This is a genomic window from Flavobacterium sp. IMCC34852, from assembly GCF_030643905.1.
In the GTDB taxonomy this organism is placed as follows: Bacteria; Bacteroidota; Bacteroidia; order Flavobacteriales; family Flavobacteriaceae; genus Flavobacterium; species Flavobacterium rivulicola.
Genome location: NZ_CP121446.1, coordinates 2,645,590 through 2,668,723, shown reverse-complemented (window position 1 = coordinate 2,668,723; position 23,134 = coordinate 2,645,590). Strand labels below are relative to the sequence as shown.

Annotated in this window: 6 protein-coding genes; 4 read left to right on the top strand and 2 right to left on the bottom strand. The window is 40.7% G+C overall.

Going from position 1 to position 23,134, the window contains the following annotated elements; translation table 11 throughout:
• The first annotated feature begins 175 nt into the window (after positions 1–175).
• The 3 genes from P7V56_RS11485 (at position 176) to P7V56_RS11475 (ending at position 20,547) form a co-directional block, all read left to right on the top strand.
• On the top strand, positions 176–6,025 hold the full coding sequence (locus tag P7V56_RS11485; RefSeq protein ID WP_171221956.1) for a RemA C-terminal-like gliding motility protein: 5,850 nt from the start codon (positions 176–178) through the stop codon (positions 6,023–6,025).
• A gap of 679 nt (positions 6,026–6,704) precedes the next feature.
• A complete protein-coding gene (locus tag P7V56_RS11480; RefSeq protein ID WP_171221955.1) occupies positions 6,705–12,092 on the top strand; it encodes a RemA C-terminal-like gliding motility protein in 5,388 nt (1,795 codons plus the stop codon).
• Positions 12,093–12,324: 232 nt separating this feature from the next.
• The gene (locus P7V56_RS11475; RefSeq protein WP_171221954.1) at positions 12,325–20,547 is read left to right on the top strand and encodes an NIDO-like domain-containing protein; all 8,223 of its coding nucleotides are present in this window, start codon (positions 12,325–12,327) and stop codon (positions 20,545–20,547) included.
• Between the two features lie 98 nt (positions 20,548–20,645).
• Here P7V56_RS11475 and P7V56_RS11470 read toward each other — a convergent pair whose 3' ends face one another.
• A complete protein-coding gene (locus P7V56_RS11470) occupies positions 20,646–21,023 on the bottom strand; it encodes an RNA-binding S4 domain-containing protein (RefSeq protein ID WP_171221953.1) in 378 nt (125 codons plus the stop codon).
• Positions 21,024–21,102: 79 nt separating this feature from the next.
• Between P7V56_RS11470 and bamM the strand changes: the two genes are divergently transcribed.
• Positions 21,103–22,113, top strand: a complete 1,011-nt coding sequence (gene bamM / locus P7V56_RS11465; RefSeq protein ID WP_171221952.1) for a BamM family beta-barrel-assembly machinery protein — start codon at positions 21,103–21,105, stop codon at positions 22,111–22,113.
• 67 nt (positions 22,114–22,180) lie between these two features.
• Here the strand turns inward: bamM and P7V56_RS11460 are convergent, their stop codons facing one another.
• Positions 22,181–23,134, bottom strand: a complete 954-nt coding sequence (locus P7V56_RS11460) for a transketolase family protein (RefSeq protein WP_171221951.1) — start codon at positions 23,132–23,134, stop codon at positions 22,181–22,183.

Here is a 23,134-nt window from a genome sequence, read left to right as displayed (position 1 = left end):
TTTTAACACTTTGACGATTTCTTTTAAAAATTAGATTTATAAACTTTTTATTTTAAAGATTTCCTATAAATTTACCGATTCCTGAAATGGAAATTAATCCCTTTAATTATTTAAAATCAAACAATTAAAAAGGATGTATAGCCTTTCAAATATTGCCTTGAATCAAAAAAGACAGATGAATACCACTACTAACAAAGAAAACATTTTCTCTGTAAAAAGACAGTTACGTGCTTTTTTTACAGCAATGCTTCTTGTTTTTATATCTAAGGGTTATTCCCAAGTCAGCACTTATGGCTTTGCAGAAGCAGTTACTACTTACACTGCACTTACAACCCCTACGGTTGCTTACGCTATTCCGTGGGACGATCATACTTCAGGTGCTGCACATCAAGCCAATATTGGTTTTAATTTTACTTATAACGGACTAACCCAAACCCAATGTTTCATTAGCCCTAATGGGTTTATTTCCTTTGGGGTACAACCTTTACCAACTACCTATTTGCCTTTGAGTGTAACCACAGTGTTTACCGGTGGCGGGACCATCAGTGCGCTGGGGATGGATTTGATTTCAACTACCGATGATATAGTTTATAAAACTATTGGTACAGCGCCCAACAGGGTTTTTGTGGTGCAATGGACCAATGCGCGCAGAAAGGCTTTAACCGGAAACTTTAACTTCCAAATCCGATTGTTGGAAACTTCTAATATTGTTGAGATTTCCTATGGAGCATGTGCTCCGGACGATGTTACAGTGCTCAATGCCCAAGTGGGATTAAGAGGTGTAACCAACGACTTTCTGCAAGGGGAAGTTAACAACAGATTGCAAACCGGAACCAATACCAACAGTACTTGGCTTGGGAAAACTACGGTTGGTATTGCCAACTCGAGTACGGTCAGAGTCAGTGTTACCGAATATCCTAACAGCGGTTTAAAATATACTTACACGCCATCGGCACCATGTACTACGCCAACCGGAACTCCTTCTGCTTTGGTGGTAGGAAGTACTGCCGTGAATGCGACTACGTTTTTAGGGAATAGTTTTACGGCTGCCAGTCCGGCACCTACCAATTATTTGGTCTTGAGAAGTACTGTCAATGTACCGCCAACCAATATAGAAGTACCAAACCGAACTTATTACGCAGTCAATAACATTATTGCCGGAACTTACACTGTGGTAAGTGTCTCTAATGCTACCACTTTTAACCAATCAGCATTAACACCTAACACAACTTATTACTATTGGGTTATCCCATACAATGCCGGTTGTCTTGGTGGTCCGTTTTATAATTTAAGCAATATGATTACCGCGTCTAAAACTACTTGTATAGCAGCGCCGACCGGAGTATTTGCTTCAACCATCGAAGGGAATTCTTTTACTGCATCTTGGTTACCGGTTACCGGTGCGACCAACTATTTGCTTGATGTTTCTACCAACATCGGCTTTACTGCCATATTACCGGCTTACAACGGAGTGGCTACCGGAATTACTACGGATTATGTGGTTTCAGGTTTGAGTCCGCTGACAACCTATTATTTCAGAGTGCGGGCTGTTGGAATTTCTTGTTCCGTTAATAGTGCTGTTGTGGCGGTGCCAACACCTTGTGGTGCTTTCCCAATTCCTTATTTTCAAAGTTTTGACACAACACCCATCAATACATTGCCTACTTGTTTCGTCATAACGGATACCAATGCCGATAGTGTAGCTTGGAAAGTACAGAATACTACTTCGGCTTCCAATCCTAATTCGATGCATTTGTTAACCAATACCGGTATTGATTCCGACGATTGGTTTTTTACTGCCGGTTTGGATTTAACCGCCGGAGTTACTTATCGTTTGCGATTCAAATACAACACACTAAGCGCGGGTTCTTATGCTGAAAACCTCAGAGTGCGTTTAGGAACAGGTCAGACTGAAGCTTTAATGAACAATACCATATTGGATTTGTCCAATATCATCAATACCGTGTACCAAACCGCTACCGTCGATTTTACACCGGTAACCAACAATATTTTCTACATTGGTTTTCAAGGGTATAGTTTTGCCAACCAAAGCAAGATTATGATTGATGACATAAGTGTAATCGTTTCGCCTACTTGTTTTGAGCCTACCAATTTGATTGTAACTACCGTAGGCAGTACTACTGCCGGAATTTCTTGGGATGCTTCATTTCCTGCACCAAGTAACGGTTACGAATATTATGTAAGTACTTCTAATACTACCCCGAGTGGTTCGGTAACGCCGACGGGTTCGGTTGGTGCCGGAATTACTACAGCAACTATTACAGGTTTAACACCCGCTACCTTATATTATGTATGGGTAAGAGGAAAATGTGACGGTACTGACCGAAGCGTTTGGAGTAATATTGAAACCTTTAGTACCGATTGTGCCACGCCAACTTCTTTAACTGTAACCAACGGAACTCTCTGCGGAGGTGGTTCTACTACTTTGCAAGCGGTTGGTGCTCCGGGCTCTACCATTGAATGGTATGCCGAGGCCACCGGAGATACACTGTTATTCACCGGAAGCAATTATGTAACACCAACTTTATTTGCAACCACAACTTATTATGCCCAGTCAAGAGCACCGGGCGGATTGGTTTTGGCCGGACCAATTTCTCCATTGCTGCAAGGCGGCGCTTTGGGTCTGCAACAAACCCCAACGTTTATCAGTTTTTCAGTCTCGGCAGCTACTACTTTACAGTCTTTTGATATTTATCCGCAAACTTCAGGGCAAAGCGGACAGATTGTGATTAGAAATGCTTCTAATGTGCAGATTGCTACTTATAACTTTGTTACTTCGGTATCGGGTGGAAGTACACCGCAAACTATTAATATGGCGCTCAATTTGGCGCAAGGTAATTACTTTGTTTACTTCAATACTTTACCGGCTTCCGGACTGGTTGTGAATATTGACAGTGCTTCTTATCCTTATACTTCTTCTATCGCCAGTATCGTTGGAAACGGTTTTGATAATACCTTCTATTTGTATGCTTATAACTGGAAGTTCTCTAATATTTGTCGCTCACTATTAACTCCGGTAACGGCAACGGTTACCGCAGCACCGGCCATTTCTTTCAGTTCTCCTTCTTCCATTATTTGTAAAGGTGAAGCCACAGGATTGGTTACCGTAACTGGTGCCGGTTCGTATAATAATTTTACTTGGAATACTACCGCAGGTTTATCGGGTTCGGTGGCTGCCGGATATACATTCCAACCTATTACCACAACAACTTATAATTTAACCGCTACCCAAACTTCGGGAAGTTTGTGTACTTCGGTCATTTCTCATACGGTAACTGTTAAGCCTGAACCACCGGCCATTACAGTGATACCGCCATCTGCTACTATTTGTGAAGGCGCGATTCAATCGCTTACCGGTAGCTTAGCAGCGGCAACTCCGGTCACTATTTACAGTGAAAACTTTAACGGTACTACCGATAACTGGATTAAAATCAATGCTTCCGTTGGCGGTACTATAGCCAATGCGGCTTGGACCAAAAGAACCAGCGTTTACACTTACACCAGTTCTTATTGGAATATCAACGTGAGCAGCAATGATGCGTCTAAATTTTATTTTTCCAATTCTGATGCGCAAGGAAGTCCGGGAACCAATCGTACTCTTACTTACTTGCAATCACCATCTATTAGTTTGGTTGGGTATACTTCAGCGACCTTAAATTTTTACCACTACCTCAGATACATTGGCGGAAACAAGGCTAGAGTAGAAGTGTCAACCGACGGTGGTACTACTTGGGCTATTCTCAGAAGTTTCTTGGCTACCCAAGGAACTGCTTCCAATTTCTCGAACGCAACTGTAGTGATGGACAGTTATGCAGGAAATCCTGATGTTAGAATCCGATTTTTATATGAAGCTACCTGGGATTACGGTTGGGCAATTGACAATGTCAAAATCAGCGGTAACCTAGCAGCCGAAGTAACTTGGACACCGCCAACCGGATTGTATTTCAATGCGGCGGCTACCGATCCTTACATTGCAGGAACTCCTACCGGTACTGTTTATGCCAAACCGGCCACTACCACCGTTTATACCGGAAGTGTAGTAGGAGCCAATGGCTGTTCGGCCAGTGCTTCTTCTACTATCACTGTGCTTCCGGCTCCGGCACCGGGTGTTTTATCCAGTGACCAAATCGTTTGTGCCAACTGGTCCGTAAACGATCTTACTTTAACCGGCTCGGGCGGTACTATAGTGCGTTGGGAATATGCCACCAATCCATCTTTTACTACCGGATTAACCACTATAGCCAATACCAATCCGACACTGACCGCTGCGCAAATAGGAACTTTTGCCGGAAACCGTTATTACCGTGCTGTCGTACAATCAGGAACTTGTCCGGTGGTTTATTCTAATGGTGTTTTTGTTGGTTTTCCTTCTACTACTTGGAATGGTTCGACTTGGAGTAACGGTTTACCGTCTGTAGGAATCAAAGCCATTTTTAACGGAAATTATTCTTCTTCCGGAAATCTAAACGTTTGTTCGGTTGAGGTACTTTCGGGGAATGTTGTCTTTAATTCAGGGCATACCTTAATTACCCAAAACGATGTGAAAGTAACCGGCGGTTCTTTGACCTTTCAAAACAATGCCAGCTTGGTACAAATCAATACACTTAACAACAACGGAGTACAATTTACCAACACCGGAAATATTACTTATAAAAGAAACAGTACACCGGTTAAAATTTTCGATTATATTTATTGGTCAACTCCGGTGAGTCCGCAAACCTTAATAGGTTTTTCGCCTGACTCGCCTTTGTTCTTTTACTTTGATGCCGCTGCAGGCAATTGGGCTTACGCCAATACCACAGCACCTATGGTTCCCGGAAAAGGCTATTTGATCAGAGCGCCCGAAAATGCGCCTTTCAATGAAACTACGCCAAATGTTTTTGCCGGTTCTTTTGTGGGTGTGCCCAATACCGGAAACATTAGTATTCCTGCCGTGGGCGGTGCCGATCAGTTTAACTTGTTTGGAAATCCTTATCCGAGTGCTTTGAGTGCCGATTTGTTTTTGTCGGATGCCGATAATGTGCCTTTGATTGACGCTACTATTTATTTGTGGACACACAATACGCCTATAGCCAATGGCAATTACAACGCAGCAGATTATGCCTTGTATAATTATGCCGGAGGTGTTGGCACGGGTTCGGCTGCGCCAAATGTGGGACTGAACAACAGTGTGCCTAACGGAAAAATAGCTTCCGGACAAGGTTTCTTTGTCAAAGGATTGGCTTCGGGGAATGTGAGCTTTAAAAACAGCATGCGTTTAACCGGTAATAACGATCAGTTCTTCAGAATGAATACGCCTCCAACAAATCATTCGGCTAATCTATTGGAACGCCACCGTTTTTGGTTGGATATTTACAACGAAGAAGGCGCTTTCAAACAACTTTTAATTGCTTATGTAGAAGGTGCTACCAACACCGGAATGGACCGCGGTTATGACGGTGAAATGGTAGATGTGGGTAACGCTGTAACCCTTTATACTTTGCAAGAAGAAAAGAAACTCTCCATCCAAGGACGCGCTTTGCCGTTTGCCATATCAGAGGTGATTCCGGTAGGGTATAAGTCATTGGCGGCTAGTACTTACACCATCAAGTTGTCTAACTTTGACGGCTTGTTTGACCACCAAAACATTTACCTCGAAGATACTTTACTTAATGTAATTCACGACCTCAAACAAAGCGATTATACTTTTGTGACTGAAGCCGGTACTTTTGACAGTCGATTTAATGTTGTGTTTACCAATGGAACTTTGGGCGTAGATAACGCAACATTCAACGCCAACCAAGTAGTGGTTTACAAAAACGCCGATGATAATTTTGTGATTCTAAGTGGTAACCTACCTATGCAATCTGTTAAGGTTTTTGATATACGCGGTCGTCTTTTAGGAGAACAAAAAGACATCAACGCTACACAAACTACGGTTAGCGGTGGCTTGGCCAACGAAGTGTTATTGCTTCAAATTACTACGGTCAATGGTGACGTAGTGACTAAGAAAGTCATTCGATAAAATTTCCAAACCTTTTTTTAGTTGGTACTAATGGCAATCCGTCATTACCTGCGCTATCCTTTATAAATCTTGTAGCAAAAAATAAGTAGCAAAAATAAATGCTACAAAAAAAATGCTACAAAGCAATTGGCGAAAACAATATGCGCTATTGTGTTTTCAATATGTAACAAAAAAACTTGTAACAAAATAAAATGTTACATAAAATATTGTTACATAAGTTTTAGAAAACACCAAGTCCGGAAAATTGGCATGAAATGATTATCACAACTTTAATTTAACATAAAGGGCTTTAAAATAAGTAAGGTATTTTTACACAAAACGCAGTCAAAAACCTAAAATGTGTTACAACTTATTAACAATTGTTGCAAAGTATTGACAATTTGTTAATTTAGCGCACCCAAAACTCCCAAAAAGTACTAAGTTTGAACAAGTTAATATTAAGTTTTGTTTAACATATTGTACTACTTTTATTATTTTTTATGCTATGTTACTTCCAATGAAGGCTGAGTAGGCTATCATTGGTCGATTGTATTGACCATTTATCGAAAAACGTTGTTTTTTGGTAAAGTCAATGTTAATTGAATGTTTAATATGATGTATTTTTAACATCTTAACCGTAGGGTAACACAGTTTATAAAGGTTACACTATATAATGACAATACCACAAAAACAAACAACTATGGAAAAAACTTTACTTACTGCCTCGGGTAATGCGATTTTATTAAAAACTACTTCTTTCCGATACCTACTGCTAGCCTTAACTTTTTGGCTGGGTCTTTTTCAACAAACTAACGCGCAATGTATTGGGCCTTATCAAGGGTTTGAGGGTGTTCCGTCTTCTATAGCAACAATGCAAGCAAATGGTTGGACCTTTGCTGGAACAACTAACTTTGTTCATAATACAACTACAACACTAGTAAGAAGTGGAGTTTTTAGTTTAAGACAGCCTACTAATAGTACATCAAATGCTTCAGTTACTTCGCCATTAATAATGACGCCGAGTTCCTTTTCTTTTTATATTAGGGGGGCTACTGTTGCTACAACTCTTTATTCTTTCCAATTTTCAGATGATGGAGGGGCTACGTGGTATAATATTGCTGCAGGAACTAATAATGTTACTACAGCATTAAATACAATTAGTGTAACTGGTGTGTTACCATCAATGAATACTACTTGGCAAGAGGCAAAGGTTACTGCGGCTTTTCCGGCTACTGCTCTAGGATATAAGTTTAGAGTAACTGATACCAGAATAAATCCAACAAATGGAGCTGTATGTTTAGATGATTTTGCCTGGACTTCTTCCGTAGCTTCTGAAAATAATATAATAGTACCTGCTTTAGGTAATGCAACAGCTTGTCCGGTAACTTTAGATGTAACCCGTACCTATTATTTTTATGATGTAGGTGGTGATTCTGATACTTCTGCTGGTAATCAATCGAATAGTATTTATTTCACACCATCGAATACGGCTTTCAAAATCAAAGCTACTTATGAGACTTTCAGTACAGAAGCTACTAATGACTATTTGCAATTATTTACCGACAATACTTATGCTACACAAATACCTGGTATGAACTTTTCCGGTGCAACAATCCCGGCGACTTATACTTCGGTTGATGCCAACGGAGCTTTGTTTTACAAGTTTACAACAAATGCAGGACTTCCAACTCTTCCGACTACTCAAACCGGTTTCAGAATTAAATTGGAGTGTGTGGGTTGTCCGGCACCAACCAGTTTGACGTTTAATCCTTCGGGAGGTATTTCACACGACAGTGCTTATTTGAATTTTACAGGTACTGCCAGTAATTATGATATTTACCACAGTACTTCTAATACAGCCCCTAATTCGGGTACAACTCCTACAGGAACCAGTGCTACTACTTCGGCTACTGTTACCGGTTTATCGGCTTCTTCTACTTATTATTTCTGGGTACGTTCTAATTGTGGAGGCAGTACGAGTACTTGGATCGGACCAATTTCGGCTACTTCCTTGTGTACGCCACAATCGGTAGTGTATTTAGAAAACTTCAATGGTTTACTGGGAGGTGTTTTACCAACTTGTACTTCTACGGATGGAGTTTTCCAATCTAATGCTACTAATGGTAACATTTACTCAAACCAAGTAGGAGATAGTTTCTACACCCAAGGGGTAACCTTAACGGCAGGAACTTTATACCGTATTACTTATGATTATTCTACCAACTTAAACGGGTATGCGAGTTTGGATGTGAATATTGGTAATCCGGCTAACAATACTGCGCCAACGGTTTCTAATATTAGCAATTCCATTGCCTACAATGGTTTCTTCTCGGTAATTAATTCTAATATCGTGAATTACACGCCATCAGTAACCGGAACGTATTACTTGCGTTTCTTTGTAGATGATTTAGAAGATCCTTCGGTACAATTAAACCTTGACAACATTCGTATAGAAGTAGAAACTTGTTTGCCACCTACTTATCCGGGATCACCGGTTTCGGGTGTCAATGATTTCGGAGCTACCTTAAACTGGAATGCACCGGCTACCGGAGCACCGTCAAATGGGTATGCTTACTTTATTTCAACTTCAAACACACCACCAAATTACAACGACGCAGGAACAGGAACCGTAGCTTCTAACAGCATTACTTTCTCTACCTTGTCTCCTAACACCACTTATTATGTATGGGTGCGTGCCAATTGTGGGGCTCAAATCAGTATTTGGACACCGGCTTTTGCCACCTTTACTACAACCAATATCACTACACCAACCACGATTAGAATTTCTGATCTTACTACACCATATAATGTAACTTGTGGTTCTAATATCACTTTTACGGATAGTGGTGGTACCGGAGGAAACTATGCTAATAATGAGAGAACCGGTAATCCGACTTATGCTCCTTATTCGTATACTTTTGTACCGGCGACACCGGGCGCTAAGTTGATGGTTATTTTCAACTCCTTTGCCACCGAGAACAACTGGGACGGTTTAATGATTTACAGCGGAACTTCTTCGGCCGGTACTTTGATGCCGTCTGGTAGAGCTGCCGGATTCTTACCGCAAACTTGTCCGGCTGATGCCTGGTCAGGAACCGCTTCACCGGGTAGCATCTTATCCACAGCGGCAGACGGATCGTTGACTTTTGAGTTCCGTTCCGACAGTTCAGTATTAGGAGCCGGATGGACAGCCTCTATTGTTTGTGTTAGCAATGTGCCTACCATCACCGGATTTACGCCTTCCGATAATGCTTGTGTAAGCGGTACAACCGTAGTTATTACAGGAACTAACTTTACCGGAATTACCGGTGTATTCTTTGGAGGTGCTTCAGCAACTTTCACGGTAAACAGTACTACTCAAATTACGGCTACTTTACCGGCAGGCGCAACCACAGGAAAAATTAGAGTGACTACTAACGTATTGTCGGTTAACAGTGCTACAGACTTTACGGTATTAGCACCGGCACCGGTTACTACGGGAGCTTCTATTTGTACCGGAGGTGCAGGAACCATTTCGAGTTCAACAGTTTGTGACGGTTACGGTAATGCTGTAAACGCTATCTCCGGGTCATGGACACTAAGTGATCCTTCAGCCCCAAGACCATTCAGTTCGAGTAATTCCACTACTTGTGGTTTTTCAACCAGCAGCCAGTTATATACTTCTGTAAACTTCCAAGTAAGCGTTACAGGTTCTTATACTTTTGATTTTACAAGTCCGCTTACTATAGACGCTATGGGGTACATTACCATAGGAGCCTTTACTCCGGGTAGTTGTGCTACCGGTACTTTTGTGATTGGAGATGACGACTCAGGAGTAGGATTATACCCTAGAATGGTAGTCACTTTAACTGCAGGAGTTACTTATACCTTATATACTACTTTCTATTCAGGAAGTACCGCTACTTCTTTCACCTGGAACATTACACCACCATCAGGAGGAAGTACTTTATTATACCAAAACTCTCAAGTGCAATGGTACACCGCTGCTTCAGGAGGTACTCCTATTGGCTCGGGTAGTCCTTTCAATCCGGTGGGTGTGGCAGGCTCAGGCTTAGCCAATACCAGTACTCCGGGAACATGGACATACTATGCGGCTTGTTCTTCTAATCCAACTTGTAGAACTGCAGCTACCTTTGTAATTGGTGGTGCCGTAGCCGGAACAGCTTCGAGCGATCAAAACGTATGTTCAGGAGTTGCAGCCGACTTAACTTTAACAGGTAATACCGGTTCGGTAGTGAAATGGCAGTATGCCAATGACCTTGCCTTTACAGCGGGTGTTACCGATATTGCTGCCAGTGCTTCTACTACTTTGACTTCTGCTCAAATAGGAACGTTCTCGGGAGCTCGTTATTTTAGAGCGGTAGTAAACTTAGCCGGTTGTTCTGATGTGTATTCGAATGTAGTAACCATTACTTTCAACAAAGCGATTTGGAATGGTTCGGCTTGGTCAAACGGTACCGGTCCGACTTCCACCATTGGAGCTGATTTCCAAGGAAACTATACTTCATCAGTACACGCCAGTGCCACTTCAGGAAACTTATCGGCTTGTAGTGTTACTGTAACCAGTGGTACAGTTTTATTCGACGTAGGAACTCTAACCGTGCAAAACGCTGTAGTAGTTTCGGGCGGAACTTTAACTTTTGAAAACAATGCCAGTTTGTATCAAGTAGTTGACGTAGCTAATGCGCCGGGTGTAGTATCAGGAGGTAACTCAGGAAACGTAACTTACAAAAGAACGACTACGGGTATTCGTCAGTTTGACTACACTTATTGGTCAACACCGGTGAATCCGCAAACGTTAGTAAATGTTTCTCCGAATACGCCATTTGATGCTTACTATCTTTATGATGCCAGTGTGAACAACTGGGCTTATGTCAATCCGACTTCTTTGATGGATGTGGGTAAAGGATATATTATCCGTGCACCATTTGATTATGATATCAATACGCCGGCAACTTATACCGCTTCGTTCAATGGTACACCTAATAATGGTACTTTAACCACGCCTATAGTAGGTGGTGCCGCTCAAATGAATTTAATAGGAAACCCTTATACCAGTGCGTTATCGGCTAGTGCTTTCATTTTAGACCCGGCCAATACCAACTTAAACGGAACCCTTTATTTCTGGACACACAATACACCAATTAATGCTACTTACCAATATACCGGTAGTGATTATGCGATATACAATTTAGTAGGAGGTACCAGTGCAGCTACCAATACCGGTTTCGGTGGCGGAGGAAGTAATGCAGTGCCGTTAGGCTATATTGCCTCAGGTCAAGGATTCTTTATCAAAGGATTCTCGAGCGGAACGGCTACTTTCAAAAACAGCATGCGTGCGGCCGGAAATAACAGTCAGTTCTACAGATTGTCACCAAACACCGCCAACAATGCTGAGGCAGAATTGAGCTTAGAAAAGCACAGATACTGGTTAGACATCACCAATACTGAAGGAGCTTTCAAACAAGCTTTAGTAGGTTATGTAGAATCGGCTACCAATGGTATAGACCGTTTGTTTGACGGTGAAATGGTAGATATCGGTAATGCTATTACCCTTTATACTATGGTTGACAACACTAAGTTGAGCATCCAAGGAAAACAATTGGCTTTTGATGTAAACGAAATGATTCCGTTAGGATACAAATCAACCATCAATAGTACTTACACTATTAATCTTGCTGATTTTGACGGTTTGTTTGCTTCGCAAAACATTTATTTAGAAGATTTAGTGTTGAATGTAATCCACGACCTTAAAGCAGCACCTTACTCTTTTGCGACGGAGAGCGGAACATTTGACAATAGATTCAGAATTCGTTATACTACCAATGCATTGGGAACAAACAATCCGGTATTCAATCAGAATTCGGTGGTGGTTTACCAAAACAATGGAGGATTACATATTAACTCGGGAACCGTTAACATGAAAAATGTAACCATTTACGATGTTAGAGGCCGAGAGCTTGCTTCCCAAAAGCAAGTAGATAACACAGTAACTGTGTTTACAACCTTACCTACTACCCAACAAGTATTACTTGTTAAAATTGAAGGAGAAAACGGTGGAACTGTAACCAAAAAAGTGGTATACTAACGCCAATAACATAGATACCTAACTGTTTTTAGTATAAACGGTTAGGTATTTTATTTTCTCAAACGTTTTTTATTCTTTTACTGGTTTATCTTATTTCTGTAAGAAAAATAGAAGTTGTCGTTTTGATTGAACGATGATAAGATACTTTTAATCGAATATGCTAATTATTATTTTAGATATAATTAACATTTTATATACATTCACATTTCTTATTAACCCAATTTTATAAATTATGATTAACAACTACACTATTTTGAATTCTCGTTCAACGACGGGATTCGGTTTGTGGCAGTCAAATGAAGGGAATAGCCCTATTTCATTGTTTGGCTTGCGTAAAATGTGGTTTGTGATTTTATTATTTGCGCTGAATCTTATTTCGATGCAAACGATAACGGCGCAAGTTTCATTTTCACAAAACTTTGATGTCAACTCTACGGGTTGGACAGGTTTTTCCAGATTTACGGGTACTACTGCTTGCGGTGGCACCGGTGGCTCTATGAGGTTTAACTTGTATTCAAGTTCTACATTTGGTAATTTAGTTTCGCCTTTAGTAGGTGTTGCAACTGGTGGTAATATCACCATAGGCTACAGTTACAAAGCAGCGAACTGGAGTGCCAATACAGTGGGAACTAATCCATGGGGTTCTTTTAATGTTCAGTATGCTTCTTCCACTGCAGGGCCGTGGACAACTATTGCAACGGTATCACAAGAAACTCAAAATGGATCTTGTATTAGCAAGACCCATTCATTCACGCCACCGGCAGGAAATCTTTACATTAGATTTTCGGCTTCTTGGTCATCGGGTGATTACTATTTGAACTTTGACAATGTTACATTGTCAGAATCGGTACCGGCTTGTACAGGAACTCCTGATCCGGCAAATATTACAGGTACTTCTGCCTTATGTGCTAATACAGGGACGACTTTGTCATTAAGCACTACTTATCCTTTTTCAGGAATTAGCCGTCAATGGAAATCATCGCTTACTCCGGGTGGACCTTATACTGACTTAGGTACTGCTCCTACACAAGCTACGGGTAATTTATCAGCTACTACTTATTATGTATGTGATATTATATGTTCAGGAGGAGGTACATTTACCACTCCGGAATTTACGGTTTTAGTAAATCAATTACCGCCTGTAACGGTTTCCTCATCCGCTTCTTTTTATTGTAATCCGGGAGGAACTGCAGTTAGTTTAATTGCAGGTGGCGCACTTACTTATACTTGGAGTCCGGCTGCCGGCTTATCTGGAACGTCTGGACAAATAGTTTCAGCTACACCAACTTCAACTACTACTTATACTGTAACAGGTACTGATGGGAATGCTTGTCAAAATACAGCTACAGCAACAGTAACTGTTTTTGGTGTTCCGCAAGGAGTATCGGCTACGGCTACACCTCCAACGGTTTGTATTGGAGGAACTACTACGGTTAATGCTTTCGCTTCTATACCATCAACGGTTAATAATTATGCTTTTGCTGCTTCTTCAGGAGCTGCTCTTGACCCAATGGTTGGCGCTACCCAAGTAATAGGAACCAATGTTGATGATACAGCTTCGGGTTCTTTGACTTTACCATTCACCTTTAATTTTAATGGGGTTGATTATACTACTTATACTGTTTCTCCTGACGGATGGTTAAAATTTGGAGCAGCAGGTAGCAGTGATTTTTCTAATCAAGTAACTGAGTCTACCAACTTACCTAAACTATACCCTCATTGGGATGATTTAGCTACAGGAACAGACGGTAATGTGAAAGTATTGACTATCGGTTCTGCTCCTAATAGAATTTTTGTGGTACAATGGTTTGTAACCAGCCCAAGAGCTACAACCGGTCCTGCGAATTCAACTTTCCAAGCTTGGATGTATGAAGGAAGCAACAAAGTGGAATTCCGTTACGGTGCTTTTGGAGGTGCTTCAGGTTCAGCTTCTGTTGGACTTACAGGTTCTTCTGCTCAGTATCAAAGCATCACTTTGTCATCAAATACTGCCAGCACTTCTGCTGCTAATGATAATAATAATATTGCACCGGTTGCAGGTACTTCTTATGTATTTACTCCTCCAACGGCTACCTTTACATGGTCGCCTGCCGGAGATGTAGTAAATGCTACTAGTCAATCTACTGCTACTAATCCTATAGCCGCTACCAAAACATTTAATGTGGTAGCTTCAAATAATGGATGTGACGCTGCTCCGGCATCGGTTACTGTATCCGTTAATCCTTTAGTTTGTGCTGCGGCTACTTATACGTCACCAAATTGTGCGGGAAGTGACTTTACGGTTACGGCTAATATTTCCGGTGGAGGTGCTCCTTATTCCTATGCATGGAGTGATGGGGCAGGAGGAGTTTATCCTGATGCTGCAACGATTACTGCTAATTTACCGGCAGGAACTTACAACTTTACTTGTGTTGTAAGTGATTCATGTGGGGCTTCATGTAGTTCTAATGTAACAGTGGTAGTAAATGCATTGCCAACAGTAACAGTAGCACCTACATCAGCTTTATATTGTAATCCTGGTACTCCAGTAGCTTTAACAGCTAGTGGTGCAGCTACTTATGCATGGTCTCCTGCTGCCGGATTATCAGCTACAACCGGAAGTGTTGTTAATGCTTCTCCGTCATCTGCTACTACTTATACGGTAGTAGGAACAGATGCTAACGGTTGTGTGGCGCCTTCGGTTTCTTCTGCTATTACAGTTCAACCCGGCCCAACAGCTATTGCTCTATCTTCAAGTGCTGCTACTGTTTGTAACGGTACAACAGTTACTTTAAATGCAACGGGTGGAAATATTTCTGTTACATCGCCATTATCGTTTGGTACCAATTTAAGTTCTAATGGATCAGTAACACTTTCAGTGCCTTTAGAAATTACGGGTATCCCATCTGGAGCTGTTATTTCTTCTGCTCAATTGGTTTTGGATAATGTTAGCGCCATCGGTGGTTCCTTTTTGAGTGAAATTAGAGTAGGATTATCGGGTGCCCATATACTTGACCCTGCTGAATCCATTTCAACACTAACCGGCGGTACACTTTCAACTGCTAGCATTGCATTACCTGGTTTTACAGCCACAAGTGGTACAGTTAATTTACTATTAAGTGAATCATTTAATGATGGTGGTGACGCTATAGACGCTACTTTTGGAGAAGTACGATTAGTTATATCGTACAGTGTTCCTGCTACACTTACATGGTCTTCTAACCCTGCGACACCTTTGTATACTGATGCAGCAGCAACTAGTGTTTACACAACAGGTAATTTTACTACGTTGTATGCTAAACCAACTGCTCAAACTCAGTTTTCTGTTGAAGCGTCACTTGGATCATGTTCTGTTTCAGGAAGCGCTACTGTTGCAGTGAATCAATTACCGGTATTTAGTGCAGCACCAATTACTATTTGTAATGGTACTACAGGTACATTATCGGCTTCTTCATTAGAAAGTAATTCATATGCTTGGACACCGGTAGGTGGCGGTGCTACTTTATCAGGTGCTTCTGTTATGGTTAGTCCAACTGAAACTACTACTTACAATGTTACGGCTACCAGTAATACAACAGTACCGGCATGTTCTAGTACTCAGCAAGTAACTGTGACTGTAAATGAGCCTGGAACTATTGTATCAGGTACAGCATCAAGAACAGTTTCTCCGGGTCAGTTAACTACTTTTGAAGTAGTAACTACAGGCTTGGTTACTTACCAATGGCAAGTAAATAACAATGTTGACGGATGGCAAAATATTTTAGCTGCTGATCCTAACTATTCCGGAGAGAATACTGCAGTGTTAAGTCTTCAAAACATTACTTTAGCTTTTGATACTTACCAATACAGATGTTTGGTGACAGGTTTAGCGCCATGTGTTACTTTAACTCCTATTGAAGCTATCTTAAACGTAACTAACACCGGTTTCTCTACACAACCTGCAGATGTAAATCTTTGTGGTCAATCAAGTACTTCATTCAGTATTGTAACTACAGGTGATGAGCCTTACAATGTACAATGGCAAATGAGTACTGACGGTGGTGCCAGTTTCAATGATATTTTTGACGGTCCTGACGCTTCTGGTTTAACCTTTGCTGGCGTTAATGATTTTAGTCCTAAAACATTATCAGTATCCGGAATTACTACTGCTCACAATGGTTACCAATTCAAATGTCAATTAGATTTCTTCTTAGACAGTGGAATTGCTACCTTAACAGTGAATACTCCGGTAACTTTAACTAATAATTTCTCATCAGCTCCGGTTGTAAGATGTAGTGCACCAAGTGCTGCAGCCACTTCTTTCGGTATTTCAACTACAGGTTCTGTAGCGGCTGTTGAGTGGAAATATGCAACTTCAGCAAGTGGTCCTTGGAACACTATTGCTGCAGGATTCCCAACAGGCGCCTCTTATTCAGGAGTTAGCTCTAATACTTTATCAGTAACAACTACTGCAGCTACGCCTGTTGGTAATTATTACTACAAAGCATTTGTAACCGGTGCCGGTTCTGGGGCTAACAAGTGTCCAGATGCTGAATCAGCGGTTGCTACTATTTCTGTAGTTAATCCTACTATCACAGTATCTCCTAGTTCAGCGGCTTATTGTACTCCTGGTCCTGCGGTTACTTTAACTGCGGCCGGAAGCGATATCAGTAGCTATTCTTGGACTGCTAGTGGTTTCACTACAACTACAGGAACTTCTATTGCAGTTACACCTTCAGCAGCTACTACTTATACTGTAACTGGTACTGACTCTAATGGTTGTACTAATACAGCACAAGCTACTGTAACTGTAGGTGGTGCCTTTAGTTTAGCTGCTACAAGTTCTGCGGCTACTGTTTGTCCGGGTAACCCTGTGACTTTAAATGCTACACCAACTCCTTTAAGTGGGGTGTCTTATTTAATCAATGCCATTCCTTACCAATTTAATGCGGTTAGTGGGTCATTTACTCCTTTAGCAGGAACTGTTGCTACTGCAATATCAGGAACAGCAGATGATACTGCTTCAGGTGCATTGCCTATTGGCTTCACATTTAACTATGGTGGAACAAACTATACAAACTTTAGAGTGAATTCAAATGGTTTACTTTCTTTCGGAGCCGGTAGTAGTACAGCATCTAATGCTTTGAACTCTACTACTTCAGGAGTTAGACCAGGTATTGCTCCACTTTGGGATGATTTACAATGTTCTGCTTCCGGAATTACTTACCAAGTAAGTGGTTCTGCACCTAACAGAGTATTAACGGTAGAGTGGTTAAATATGGAATGGAACTGGAGTTCTAGTCAAAATGCCATCTCTTTCCAAGTGAAATTATATGAAGGTACTAATGCTGTTGAATTGGTTTACAGAAATGAATTACCGGCAGGTAACCCTGGCGGGTCAGGTGGTGCTTCTGTTGGTTTAATGGGAACTGCTACCAGTAACTTTATTTCATTACAAGACCTTACAGCTTCTCCGGCTATCAGTACTACAACTTCTGCTAACGGTTTAGCAACTAAACCGGCAAGTGGTCAAACTTACAGATTTACTCCGGTAGCTCCTGTAACTTATACTTATGCTTGGTCATCAACACCTTCAGGATTTACAGCTTCTACTGCAGGAGCAACTGCTAATCCTGCTGTTAATACTACGTATGATGTAACTGCTACTTCAAATGCAGGTTGTACAGCTTCTGCTTCTGTTGCCGTATCTGTCGATGCTGCACCACCGGTAATTACTACTCAACCACTTACACAACAATTGTGTCAAGGTAGCACAGCTACTTTAAGTGTGGCTGCGTCTAGTGCTACTGCTTTAAGCTACCAATGGTACAAAGATAATGTGGCTATTACAGGTAATGCTTCTGCTACTACTGCTACATTAACTTTAACAGGTACAACTCCTGCGAATTCAGGAAGCTATACTGTTACAGTAACTAACTGTTCAACGGTAACTAGCGAAGCTGCTGTATTAACCATTTATCCTACTCCTACAGCTGTAGCACCGGTTGCTCAAGCTTACTGTATTGATGCTACTGTACCGGCTACTCCTTTAACAGGAACGCCTAGTGGAGTAACATTCAACATCAGTGGTGGTGCTGCTTTAGGTTTGGCTAACCAAACCGGAGTGACTCAAATCCCTTCGTTTACACCAACTGCGGCCGGAACTGCAACAATCTCTATCACACCGGTAGCGAATGGATGTACAGGTCCTGCAGTTACTTATACTTTGAGAATCAACGCGTTGCCAACAGCTCCGTTATTGTCTGTGAATACGCCTATCTGTGAAGGAAGCTCTTTAGATTTTGCTTCTTCAGTAGCTGTTCAACAAGGATATACTTTAAACAGCAACAGTAATGTAGCCTTTATCGATATCAGTGCTACAGGTACTTCTGTAGGTGCTATCTCTGATGATAGTGAGCATGGTATAACCATTCCGTCATTTATTTATAATGGTACTCCTTACACTACTGCTTTAGTGGGTAATAATGGTGCGATGACTTTTGGTGTTACCACCGGTAATATTGGATTTACCAATACTGCTTTACCTGGAAGTACTGCTAACCTAGCAGGTACTGCAGCTACCATCTGTGCTTTATGGGATGATTTAACACCTGGTACAGGAGGTTCTATCAGAACACAAACAGTTGGTAACAAATTCATTGTTCAATGGACACAAGAAGACAACTTCGGTGCTACAGGAACAGGTACTGTTACTTTCCAAATTCAGTTAGACTTAACAACAAGTCAAATACACTTAGTATATCCGGACATCATTTATGGGGTAGTTGGATACGATAACGCTCAAACCGCTACAATTGGATTGAACTACAGTAGTACTTCTGCATTACAGTACTCATTCAATACGGCTAGTATTTTGAACGGACAAAGTTTAACATTTACACCGGCAGCTTACAGTTATGCTTGGTCAGGACCAAACGGATTTACTTCTGCTTTGGCTAACCCAACTATTGCTAATGCTACACCGGCTGCTACAGGAGACTATACATTAGAAATCACTAATGGAAACGGTTGTAAATCAAGCTCAACAATTCCTGCAGTAGTTTATCCTACACCAACTGTTGTTGCGCCTGCAAACCAAACATACTATACCGGTTTCGCAACTGCTGCTATTCCGTTAGTAGGTACTCCATCAAATGTTACCTTTAACATTAGTGGTGGTGCTGCTTCAGGATTAGCTGATGTAAACGGAGTAACTGAGATTCCTTCATTTATCCCAACGGCTACACCTTCAACAGTAACTATTACACCAGTAGCTAACGGATGTGTTGGAGCGCCTGTGACTTTCCAAATTTCATTTGTTCCTGTTGTAGTTAACATTGAATCTAATGTTTGTGGAAGTATCAATAATGGTTTGAATAACCAAATTAACTGTACTAATATCAGCATCCCTGGTTATACGACTACTGGTTACCAATTTGAAGTAACTAATATGTCTACAGGTGAAGTATCTATTGTATTCAGTAGCCAACATCACTTTAAGTTAACAGATGCCAGCAACTATTCTTATGGTACTACTTTCTCTATTAGAGTTGCGGTTGTATTAGATGGTAATGTTCAAGGATACTACGGTTCTACTTGTTCGCTTACCACTACAGAGGTTAGAACTACTAAAGTAGTAACTTCTCAATGTGGAGCCACTTTAGTATTTGTTAATTCTACTATCAATGCTAATGGTGTAAGTTCAACTAACTTATACAGATTTAGAGTAGCATTAGCCAGTGCGCCAACAGTAACTTACTTGGTAGAGCGTACAGTGCCTAACTTTAAGTTGACTGATGTAATCGGTTTACCTATCCAGTATAATACTGAATACTTAGTAGATGTTCAAGTTCGTGTTAAATTGGCTGGCTTTGAAGCTTGGTCACAATACGGAGAGCGTTGTTCAGTATTCACACCGGAAGCACCGGAGTCTTCTTTGATTGCTTCTCAATGTGAGGATTACCAAGTAACTTCAGATACTGAATTAATCAATGTTATTCCTTTCCCTGGAGCAACAGCTTACCGTTTCCGATTAACCGGATACGATGAGTTTGGTGATGTAAACTATACACAAACAGTAACTAGTTCACTTCCTTACTTTACTTTAAGTATGTTCACAGGATTAACTCCTGGTACAACTTACACTGTAGGAGTATCAATGGAATTGTTCGGAGTGTACACTGACTTTGGTAAAGATTGTACTATCATTACTCCGGTTCCTGCAAGACAAGTTTCGACTACTATTGTAGAGCCGTTCAAAGCTACTGCTTACCCTAACCCGTTTGCAGCTAACTTTATGATCGACGTTAAAACTAGCAGTACTTCAGTAATTGCTATAAAAGTTTACGATATGGTTGGTAGATTAGTGGAGCAAAGAACTACTTCTGTTACCGAATTGGATAAAGCTCCAATTGGTACCAACTACCCATCAGGAGTTTATAACGTGGTTGTAACCCAAGATGATGCAGTACAAACTGTACGTGTGGTTAAAAGATAATTAACAACTCTTAATAATGAAAAACCCATCAAGTAATTGATGGGTTTTTTTATTTAAAAAAGTTAAGCTTTTTTAGTTGAAAATAATTGTTCTATGTTCTAGTCATCATCCACCTCAAACTCAAAATCTTCTAAATCTCTTCGGTCTTTTTTGGTAGGTCTTCCGGTTCCGGTTTTGCGATAGTGTTCTTTGGATAATTTTAGTAATTCTAAATGGGCAAAAACCTCCGGTGGTGTTTCATCCTTGCGGTAAATGTCTACCAATTTAGCCCCAACGCGATTAGCAGGGATATCTAATACCGAAATAGTATAAGTAATTTGGTCTTTCCTGAAAGTGATTTTATCCATCGGGAAAACTTCTCTGGAAGCCTTAGCAACCTGTCCGTTTACCGTGATTTGATTTTTCCGACAGGCTTCGGTTACCATGTTTCTGGTTTTGTAATAACGAACACACCATAAATATTTATCAACTCTCATTTTTTTTCCAAAATCAACGTTAAATAGTTCACAAAAATAAATCAATATTGTATCTTGCGTGCTCAAAAATCAAACAAAAATGAATAATTTTTTAAAAACTATAGCTTGCTTTACCTTAGTATTGCTGGTAGTTTCCTGCTCTAAAGATGATGATAAAACAGAGCCTCTACGTGATTATGCTACACAGTATGAAGCAGATCTAGATAAGATTGAAGAGTTTTTGCAAACCCATTATTATACAGTGGTTGATCACCCGGGTTTCCCCGATGACCAAAGCGTTACTTTTACCAAAATACCAGCAGGCGGCACACAAACTTCTATATGGAACAGTCCCGACTTGGTTACCGATTTTACAGTAGATGCCAATGATATTACATACAAACTTTATTATTTAAAAATAAGAGGTCATGTTGATAGAGATAATTCGGTAAACCCGCCTTCTGAAGCTGATTTAGCCAAAACACCTTGTAATGTTGACAGAGTATTATCAGCTTATGTGGGTCAGTATTTATACACTGCCAAAGAAACTGTTGACGGAGCGGAAGTAGAGGTTTTAAAATTGAAACAGTTTGAAGAAAGTATCAATCCACAAACCTTTTTAACGCTGTCTTCTACCATTAGAGGTTGGGGTGAAGTTTTTCCTAATTTTAAAGCAGGTACTTATTCAGAAAACCCGGACGGTACTTTAACTTATGCTGATTTTGGGGCAGGAGTTATGTTCCTTCCTTCAGGATTGGGCTATTATGCCAGCAGTTCTACTACAATTCCGGCTTATTCTCCGCTCATTTTTTCTTTCAAATTATATGAAATTCAAAGAGTTGATAATGATGGAGATGATATTTACTCTTTTCAAGAAGATTTAAATGGTGATGGTTATGTGAGGGTTTTAGAAGAAGGAGAAGTTAATATTGATGATACAGACGGAGATGGAGTTCCCGATTTCTTAGACATTGATGATGACGGTGATTTTTTTATAACCAAAAATGAGATTATAAATCCACTAACCGAAACTGCCTTTCCGTTCAATGATATTCCACTGTGCGCAGCTGATGGGAAAAAAGTGCATTTGAGTGCTGCTTGTCATCCGTAAAGAAAATAGTATCAATAAAAAAGTCCCGATAACATCGGGACTTTTTTATGGTCAAAAATAAAAGAACTTATTTTCTTTTCATCACTTTTTCAACAGCCGCAACAATGGCTTGGTGGTTTAATTGATACTTCTCCATCAACTGCTCAGGAGTACCGCTTTCTCCGAAGCTGTCGTTAACCGCTACAAACTCTTGTGGTGTAGGATGGTTCAAAGACAATACTCTGGCAACACTTTCGCCTAAACCACCTAAAAAGTTATGCTCTTCAGCAGTAACGATACAACCGGTTTTAGCAACTGATTTTAAAATGGCTTCATCATCTAAAGGTTTGATAGTATGAATGTTGATTACTTCGGCCGAAATACCTTTAGCTTCTAGGGCTTCTGCTGCAATTAAAGCTTCCCATACTAGATGTCCTGTGGCAACTATCGTTACATCAGTTCCTTCGTTTAGCATAATCGCTTTTCCAATTATAAAAGGTTCGTCAGCAGGAGTGAAGTTAGGCACTACCGGACGACCAAAACGCAAATAGGCCGGACCATGGTGGTCAGCTAAAGCAATAGTAGCCGCTTTGGTTTGGTTGTAATCGCAAGTATTGATTACAGTCATACCAGGTAACATTTTCATCAAACCTATATCTTCTAAGATTTGGTGGGTGGCACCATCTTCTCCTAAAGTCAATCCGGCATGCGAAGCACATATCTTCACATTCTTATCAGAATAAGCCACCGATTGACGAATTTGGTCATAAACCCTTCCGGTAGAGAAATTGGCAAAAGTGCCCGTAAACGGAATTTTTCCGCCTATGGTCAAACCGGCAGCAATACCAATCATATTAGCTTCGGCAATTCCAATTTGGAAAAAACGCTCCGGATGGTTCTTTTTAAAATCGTCAAACTTCAACGAACCAATCAAGTCCGCACAAAGCGCTACGACATTTTCATTTTTTTGTCCCAATTCGGTCATGCCTGCGCCAAAACCTGAACGGGTATCTTTACTTCCTGTATTTTCGTATTTTTTCAT